Here is an 8,325-nt window from a genome sequence, read left to right as displayed (position 1 = left end):
TTGGCCTCCATCACCGCGCGGCTCTTGTCGATCAGCCCCTGGGTGTTGCTGACCTCGGGCGAGCGCTTGAGCGTGCAGTTGATGAACATCGCCCGTAGGCCGTCGTAGCGCTGGTTGTCGGGGGCATCGGGGAAATCGGGGGATACCAACGGAGCCTCCGGGGGACGCGGCCGATCCTCGCGGGGAGAGTAGTGCCGGTGCGACGGCGGGTGTGGGACGTCGGCGTCCGCGATTGGGTGATCAGGACGGACCGGCCCTCCCGGCGGTTGATGACGGTTCGGTTGCATGGCCGGGGGCCGCCGTTCCCTGCGGTTTGATCGCGTCGTTGGCCCGGGCATGGACGACTTCGGCAGCGATGCGATCCCTGTCCCCGACGCCCGGCTGGCCGGCGCGTACTGGCTCGCCCCCCGTGCGCATGACGAGGCCGGCTGTGAGTGGTGTGTGCAACTGCGGGAGGCTGACGCCCGAGCCCGCCGGGCAGCTTGGGAGGGAAAACGTTCCCCTGCGGCCTGGGTCGTGCCCCCGGGGCTGCCGCCTCGCCCCGCAATTCCTGCCCGGGCGCATACGGGCCGTCGGGATTCACTCGCCGGCGGCGCTCAGGTCGGCGCTGACTGAGCTCGCCACGGAGTTACCCCTTGTTACCCCTTGAAGGCCGGCCACTCACGACTCATTGCGAAGTCCGCGCCGGCCGGACTCATGTCCAGGAAGCGCTGGAAAAAAATCCGCCCAGGCCGAAGGCTCCCGAGTTGGAGAACTCGAGCGTGTCCTCGTTCCGGCGATGGCGGCCCGAGTAGTCCCTTGAACCACCCGAGTAGTCCCTCGAAGCACTTGAGTAGTCCCTCGAAGGAACCTGGTCGGATTTCACAAGGTGACCCTCGGCCGCGAGGACCTGCACACGTTGCAGAACCGTCCTCAGTTCGAGACCGAGTTCGTTCGCGACGACCTGCAGGTCCAGCCCGGAGTGCCAGCTCCACACCAGCACCGAGTCCATCGATGGTGACCAGATGGGACCGGATACCTGAGGCGGCTCGGCCCACATCTGCTCCTCAACGGCAGCAGCAGAATAAGAATTGCTCGCATGGGACGGCGGTGCTGTGTAGGGAGCTGATGCAGCGGCAGCCGTACTCGTCTCTGCCCGAGGGAAAGACGCATGCGTATCCGAAGCCGCCTGACCGGGCTCCTCGCCCATCTCGCAGGCCTGGTCGGACATTCGCGTCAGCAGATTCGCTGCAACATTGCGGGCCCCCTCCCGGCCGACAGTCCTGCGGGCAACTCTGACCTCGCGCTCCTGCAAGCCCATCATGCCGGCGACGGTGCCGTCGTCACCGACGACCACCGCGAATGCGGCAAGCAGCCTCGTACGCTCGGCCTGCGCCTCATCCAGGGCACTCTGCGCCAGCCGCACCCGGTCATCGCCGGCACAGAAGGCTTTTGCCAGAACAGTATTTCTTTCCCACAACTCACGCGGTTCCACACACGCACAAACGCTTCGCCTACCCCCGGGACTCGCGACTGCGCCAGAATTCACACGATGAGCTCCAATAGCTAAAGGTTTTCGCCTCCCGGTCGTGGCAACGGGGGGCGGGGCACTGACCGGAGCGCGATGCATTCGATTGCATGTCCCGATCGTCGTACGAGTCGGCAGGCGTATTTACGATTCGGCAGAACTATTACCGGGACTGTTACCGGGGCCTCGGTACGCGCCCGACGGCATCGGAAGGGGACGGCCGTCCTCTCCCGCTCGATTCCACCCCTGCCTCCGCCCACGAGGGGGATGCCGGCGCGGGATCCCGCTCGAGCCGCAGCATGCGGAGCGTCCTTTGTGTCTCCTCCTCGAATGCTCTGCTGGAGGCAAGCCTGTCCCACTGCAGGTCGCGGGTTCCCGGCAGCATCGCGCCGCGTGCCCGCCATTCGGCCACCAGCTGCCCGTACAGCGGTGTCTGGGCGAGTTCGCCCTGGCCGTAGGGGTTGTCCGGAGTCCGTGTGCCCGGATGCGCACCGGCAGAGGCCACATCGGGCTGCGGGCCGTCGGCCGATGTCGTGCCGGAGGCCGACGGGGTACGAAGGTCGGACGCCTCCAGGGTCGGCCGGCGTTCCCACGCACGGACTCCGACCTGAGGGACCGGTGTGGGCAGGGGGTTCGGCCCGCCAGGGGGGACCTGCGGTGTGTTGTAAGAATTCATCATTGACGAAACGATTTCCCGCGCCGACGGACACTTAACTGGCGCCGATAACCTCACCGCCGCGTGCAGCGCCGCGGTCCACAGCGACCGCCGGGGCCACATCTGAGCCGCCGACCGCGGTGTGGCAGCGGTGGTGACACCGGGGGAGGGAAGGAGCCTGCCTGGGCTCGGGTGCGTTTCGTGAATGAACGACCGAGGCTCGTCCAGCGAATCTCATCGTACGGCTTCCTGGCCGGGAATTCGGTCGGGAAGAGCGTGATCCACCCTTATGGAGCATTGCGATGGGGTCGACAAGGGCAGCTGATAGGGAAAACGTATCGCATCACGACCAGAATGAATGCTTTCCTCGGTCCTCACCCGTTTGGATCGTACGCGGGTGCAGTTGGCGGTGCTTGTGCGGTAGGTGTAGAGCGCGATTCTGGCAGCGCCGCAACGGCCGCGCCGAACTGCACCAGCAATCTTGCCGAAGGAGACTCTCGTCCATGGCGGTCAATCCCTGAGGAGGGTTTCAATAACATGAGCCTTGCGGAACCGGTCACGGTGCATTCGGATTCGACTGGCGCCGGCCAACGCGCCGCCTCCGGTCGGTGGAATGATCCGCTGGCGATCTCCTATTGCCAGACCGTTGATCGCACGCTCGTCATTGCGCTCCGAGGCGTGATCGACGAAATCAGCGTGTATCCTTTGCGGTTCATGCTCACCGTCGCTGTGAAATCCGGATACTCTCGCCTTGTGGTGGACTGTGCGGAAATCACGGATTGCGACAAAGAACTTCTCGAACTTTTTCTTTCCTGGAAGCGCAACGGCAGAAATCTTGTCCTGGTCCACCCTTCGTCGCCCGTACGCAGATTGATCGCGACCGAGATTTCGAGGCGACTTTTCCTGTGCGCAATTTCGGTCAAGCAGGCACTGGATCTGGTGGAGAGGTCAGGGGGGAGCCCGCCCGGCCCCCGGATCTGACCGGCACGGCGTCACCGCTCAGGCGCCGGACGCTCCGTGTCGGAGATCCGCAGCAATTCGCAGTCCACCTACAGTGACGCCATGCGAGGAATTCTGTTGGCCGGCGGCACCGGCTCGCGACTCTGGCCGTTGACTCGCTCGGTGTCCAAGCAACTGCTGCCGGTCTTCGACAAGCCCATGGTCTATTACCCGTTGTCCACCCTGGTGATGGCCGGGGTCAGGGAGATCCTCATCATCACCGCCCCTGAGGACCAGCACCAGTTCCGTCGACTGCTCGGCGACGGTGATCAGCTGGGCCTGCGGCTGGAGTACACGACGCAAGAGCGCCCGGAGGGCATCGCCCAGGCCTTCGTGCTGGGCGCCGACTTCATCGACGACGAGGCGGTCGCCCTGATCCTGGGCGACAACATCTTCCACGGCAGCGGCCTCGGCACACGGCTGACCCAACACGCCGGCATGAAGGGCGGCAGGGTGTTCGCGTACCCGGTGGCCAACCCCTCGGCGTACGGCGTGGTGGAGTTCGACGAGCTGGGCCAGGCGCTGTCCATCGAGGAGAAACCGGCCCGGCCGAAGTCCCGGTACGCCGTGCCGGGCCTGTACTTCTACGACAACCGGGCCGTGGACATCGCGCGCGGCCTACAGCCCAGTGCGCGGGGCGAGTTGGAGATCACCGACCTCAACCGCTGCTATCTGGAGTCCGGTGAGCTGCACGTCACCCGGCTCGACCGAGGCACCGCCTGGCTGGACACCGGGACCTTCGCCTCCATGGTTCAGGCTTCGGAGTTCGTCAGGGTGATCGAGGAACGCCAGGGTCTCAAGATCGGCTGCATCGAGGAGACGGCCTGGCGGTCCGGCCTGATCGACGACGACCAGCTCCGGGCACTGGCCCAGCCGCTGCTCAAGAGCGGGTACGGCCAGTACTTGCTGGGACTGCTGGAAGACTCCCGATGCGCCGTCATGCCGCAACGGGGAAGCCGATCGCGTCGGGACGTACTGCTGCGAACAGGACCGGGTGCTCCTGTGTAGCCGCGCGGACGGCCTGGGGGTTACGGACGTGGTGATCAGCAAATCGAGCTACGCGTGGAAGGAATCGATCACGTGAAACCACTGGGCATCGAAGGGGCCTGGGTGGACACACCCGAGGTCTTCACGGACAGCAGGGGCCGCTTCCACGAGTGGTTCAAGACCGACCGGTTCCACGCTGTGACCGGCCAGAAGCTCGGTCTCGAGCAGGCCAATTGCTCACGCTCCGTACGCGGCACTCTCCGCGGAATCCACTATGCCTCGGTCCCGCCGGGCCAGGCCAAGTACGTCACCTGCGTCAGCGGCGCCGTCCTCGACGTCGTGGTCGACATCCGCATCGGCTCCCCAACCTTCGCTCAGTGGGAGGCAGTTCGGCTCGACGACCAGGACCACCGGTGCGTCTATCTCTCGGAAGGGCTGGGCCACGCCTTCATGGCGCTGGACGATCACGCCACCGTCGTCTACCTGTGCTCGCAGGGATACGCGCCGCAGCGTGAGTTCGGGATTCACCCGCTCGATCCGGCACTGGCGATCGAATGGCCTGAGGGCCTCGACCCGCTGCTCTCCGCGAAGGACGCTGCGGCGCCCACGCTGGGGGAAGCCGAACGGCAAGGGCTGCTGCCTTCCTTCGAGGACTGCAGTGCCTATCGTCGAAGTGTGCGAGCTGTTGACTGAAATGGCCTCCTGCTGACGATTCCGCTGAACCGGCACCCTAGTCGGTCCCGCTTTCTGCGCCAAGTATTACGGTGCTTGGTCCGGCATCTGTCCGCACAGCAGCAGAATGCAAGGAAAACGTTGAGAAAGTAATCAACTCGGGGTGCGGGTTGTTCGGGACGGGCCGGCCCTCAATGAGCGCAAAGTGCCCGCGCGGATTCGCGGCCGCTTGGGTGATCTTCGTCCACGACACGAACCAGCTCGTAATCATTCAATCGCTGAGACTGAAGAATGGTTCTGTCCGTGGCCATGGGCGACGTGACACGCATGCCAATGCAACGCGCTCATGGCGTGTGCATGCTGGCGGTTTGGTCACTCCAAGTTCCGTGAGGAAGGTTCTCCGTGAGCCGTAAAACGATCCGTAGTTCCCGGGTCAAAACCACAACGTTGGTATCGGCGGGCGCACTTGCTGCCGTGCTCAACATTCTCCCCAGCACGGCGGCCATCGCCGACGCGATCCAAAGGTCCGGCACCGAGCACAGCTTCGGGATGCCGGGCCCGAACGGCGCAACGAGCGCCGACCGCGACCGCGACCGCAACCGTGGGCCGCAGGGACCGCGGGGCAAGGTAGGCCCGCAGGGCCCGCAGGGCGTGCCCGGTGAGGACGGCGAGGACGGCGCCCAGGGCCCGCAGGGCGTGCCCGGCGAGGACGGCGAGGACGGCGCGCCCGGCGCCCAGGGTCCGCAGGGCTTCCAGGGTGACCCCGGTGGCCCCCAGGGTCCGCAGGGCTTCCAGGGTGACCCGGGCGCCGATGGCGCCGATGGCGCTGACGGTGCGCAGGGTCCGCAGGGCTTCCAGGGTGCTGACGGTGCCGATGGTGCGCAGGGTGCTCAGGGTGCTGACGGTGCCGATGGTGCGCAGGGTGCCCAGGGCGCTGACGGTGCCGATGGCGCCCAGGGAGCCCAGGGTGCCGATGGCACTGACGGTGCCCAGGGCCCCCAGGGTGTCCAGGGCGCCGCGGAGCTGGAGACGTACGTCGTGCAGGGCCCCCAGGGTGGCGACTCGGTTGCCTCGTGCGGCATCGGTGACGTCGCCACCGGCGGCGGATACCAGTCGGCTGACCCGCTGATCACCATCAACGCCGAGACGAACAGGCCCATCTTCACCGGTGTCGGCCCTGCCACTGGGTGGCAGGCCAGCAGCACTGTCGGCACGATCGTCGCCTACGTGATCTGCCACGACGCGTAATCACTCCTATGTGAGCGGTGGTGCCGTACCGGCTGCCCGCTTCACCTGGGAGTGAATGACGGTGCCCCGGAGCCTCGGCTTCGCGGGCACCGTCCGCGTTTTCTCAAGCCGGGAAAAAGGTAACCCCGGCATGAACGGGGCCTGTCTGCCGGGAAGATGCCGGGGCGCTGAGTAGCGTATGTGGTGCACGTACCGGGTGGCAGGCGGCCCGTTCCGAACGCCGGGCAGCAAGAACATCGGAGAACCATGCGCATCCTTGTGACCGGCGGCGCCGGCTTCATCGGTTCGGAATACGTACGCCAGCGGCTGTATTCGGATCCGGCCGCGCGGATCACGGTCCTCGACAAACTCACCTACTCAGGGGTCGAGGCCAATCTGGCGCCGGTGGCAAGCCACCCGGGCTACAGCTTCGTCCGGGGTGATATCTGCGACCCTGACGTGGTCGACCAGGTAATGGCCGGCCAGGACGCCGTGGTGCATTTCGCGGCCGAGTCGCATGTGGACCGGTCGATCGAGGGGGCCGGTCCTTTCGTCCGTACCAATGTGGTCGGCACCCAGGTGCTGCTGGACGCGGCGCACCGGCACGGCGTCGGCCGCTTCGTCCACGTCTCCACCGACGAGGTGTACGGCTCGATCAGCGAGGGCTCATGGACCGAGGAGTGGCCGCTGGCGCCGAACTCCCCGTACTCCGCGTCGAAGGGCGGCTCCGACCTCCTGGCGCTCGCCCACCACCGCACCCACGGCCTGGACGTCGTGGTCACCCGGTGCTCCAACAACTATGGGCCGTACCAGTTCCCCGAGAAGGTCGTCCCGCTCTTCATCACCAACCTGATCGACGGGGAAACGGTCCCCCTGTACGGAGACGGCCGCAACATCCGCGACTGGCTGCACGTCGCCGACCACTGCCGGGGCATCGAACTGGTCCTGCACGGTGGCAAGGCCGGGGAGATCTACAACATCGGCGGCGGGACCGAGGTGAGCAACCACAAGCTCACCGGACTGCTGCTGGACGCGGTCGGCGCAGGCTGGGACCGGGTCCGGTACGTGGCCGACCGCAAGGGACACGACCTGCGCTACTCCCTGGACGACAGCAAGATCCGCGACCACCTCGGCTACGCCCCGCAGGTGGCCTTCACGGAAGGCCTGGCCGCAACGGTCGCCTGGTACTGCGAGAACCGCTCCTGGTGGGAGCCGCTCAAGGCAAAGGCGGAGCTGGGATGACCACGAACTGGCTGGTGACCGGTGCGGGCGGGCTTCTCGGCCGGGACATGCTGGCGGAGCTCGCCGCCGACCCGGACGCCGTGGTGACGGGACTGAGCCGTGACGAGCTCGACATCACCGATCTGACGGCCGCACACGCGGCCGTCGCCGGTCACCACGTGGTCGTCAACTGCGCCGCCTGGACGGACGTCGACGGCGCCGAGCGGGCCGAGGCGGAGGCCACCGCCGTGAACGGCACCGGCGTGCGCCGTCTCGCGCGCGCCTGCGCGGGCAGCGGTGCTCTCCTGCTGCACGTCTCCACCGACTACGTGTTCCCGGGTGACGCCCGGCAGCCGTACCTCGAAGACGCACCGACCGGCCCCGTCAACGCGTACGGGCGGGGCAAGCTGGCCGGGGAGCGGGCAGTGGCCGAACTGCTGCCCCGCACCGGCTACATCGTGCGCACCGCCTGGCTCTACGGCGCGCACGGCCGCAACTTCGTGACCACCATGCTCCAACTCGCTGCTCAACGCGAGACCCTGGATGTGGTGGCCGACCAGCACGGCCAGCCGACCTGGTCCCGCGCACTCGCCGGGCAGCTGGCCGCACTCGGCCGTGCCGCACTGGCCGGCCGGGCACCGGCAGGTGTCTACCACGGCACGGCGGCCGGCCACACCACGTGGTACGGCCTGGCCCGGGAGACCTTCCGTCTGAGCGGCCTCGATCCTGAGCGGATCCGCCCGGTGGGGGCTGTGGCGTTCCCGCGCCCAGCTCCCCGCCCGTCGTTCAGTGTGCTCGCTCACGGCAGCTGGCTGCGTACCGGGCTCGCGCCCCTTCCGCGGTGGGAGGACCAGCTGACCGCAGCCCTGGTGACGCCCGCCTTCGCCGGCCTGGCAGCTGCGGCGCGGTCGAGCGGCTGATGTTCCGCCGACCTGTCTCTGAACGCGCGCGGCGCCCGGCGGGAGACGTCATCCCGCCGGGCGCCGCGCCGTGTACGAGCTAGTGCCGCTCCCGGCACTAGGGCGTGTTGCGAAAGTCAGACCGGAAGAGTACCCAT

General features: G+C 67.1%; 7 protein-coding genes and 1 pseudogene. 6 read left to right on the top strand and 2 right to left on the bottom strand.

Going from position 1 to position 8,325, the window contains the following annotated elements; all coding sequences use genetic code 11:
- Positions 1–149, bottom strand: a pseudogene (locus tag ACZ6ZQ_RS38125) (flavodoxin family protein); the annotation flags it as partial.
- Positions 150–694: 545 nt separating this feature from the next.
- The gene (locus ACZ6ZQ_RS38120) at positions 695–1,474 is read right to left on the bottom strand and encodes a hypothetical protein (RefSeq protein ID WP_469773129.1); all 780 of its coding nucleotides are present in this window, start codon (positions 1,472–1,474) and stop codon (positions 695–697) included.
- A gap of 1,225 nt (positions 1,475–2,699) precedes the next feature.
- Between ACZ6ZQ_RS38120 and ACZ6ZQ_RS38115 the strand changes: the two genes are divergently transcribed.
- From ACZ6ZQ_RS38115 to rfbD, 6 genes are all read left to right on the top strand, one after another.
- Entirely contained in the window at positions 2,700–3,143 is a 444-nt protein-coding gene (locus ACZ6ZQ_RS38115) for an STAS domain-containing protein (RefSeq protein ID WP_469773128.1), read from the top strand.
- A gap of 81 nt (positions 3,144–3,224) precedes the next feature.
- Entirely contained in the window at positions 3,225–4,169 is a 945-nt protein-coding gene (gene rfbA, locus ACZ6ZQ_RS38110; protein ID WP_469773127.1) for a glucose-1-phosphate thymidylyltransferase RfbA, read from the top strand.
- Positions 4,170–4,241: 72 nt separating this feature from the next.
- The gene (locus tag ACZ6ZQ_RS38105) at positions 4,242–4,841 is read left to right on the top strand and encodes a dTDP-4-dehydrorhamnose 3,5-epimerase family protein (RefSeq protein WP_469773126.1); all 600 of its coding nucleotides are present in this window, start codon (positions 4,242–4,244) and stop codon (positions 4,839–4,841) included.
- 453 nt (positions 4,842–5,294) lie between these two features.
- Positions 5,295–6,068: a hypothetical protein gene (locus tag ACZ6ZQ_RS38100; protein ID WP_469773125.1), complete on the top strand. Its 774-nt coding sequence runs from the start codon at positions 5,295–5,297 to the stop codon at positions 6,066–6,068.
- Between the two features lie 246 nt (positions 6,069–6,314).
- On the top strand, positions 6,315–7,289 hold the full coding sequence (rfbB, locus tag ACZ6ZQ_RS38095; protein ID WP_469773124.1) for a dTDP-glucose 4,6-dehydratase: 975 nt from the start codon (positions 6,315–6,317) through the stop codon (positions 7,287–7,289).
- Positions 7,286–8,188 (top strand): dTDP-4-dehydrorhamnose reductase, encoded by a 903-nt coding sequence (gene rfbD, locus ACZ6ZQ_RS38090; RefSeq protein ID WP_469773123.1) that lies wholly within the window; start codon positions 7,286–7,288, stop codon positions 8,186–8,188. The genes rfbB and rfbD overlap by 4 nt, the downstream gene beginning before the upstream one ends.
- Positions 8,189–8,325 lie beyond the last annotated feature (137 nt).

Source organism: Streptomyces sp. NPDC053673, from assembly GCF_055585225.1.
This window is presented reverse-complemented; position numbering and strand designations above follow the sequence as displayed.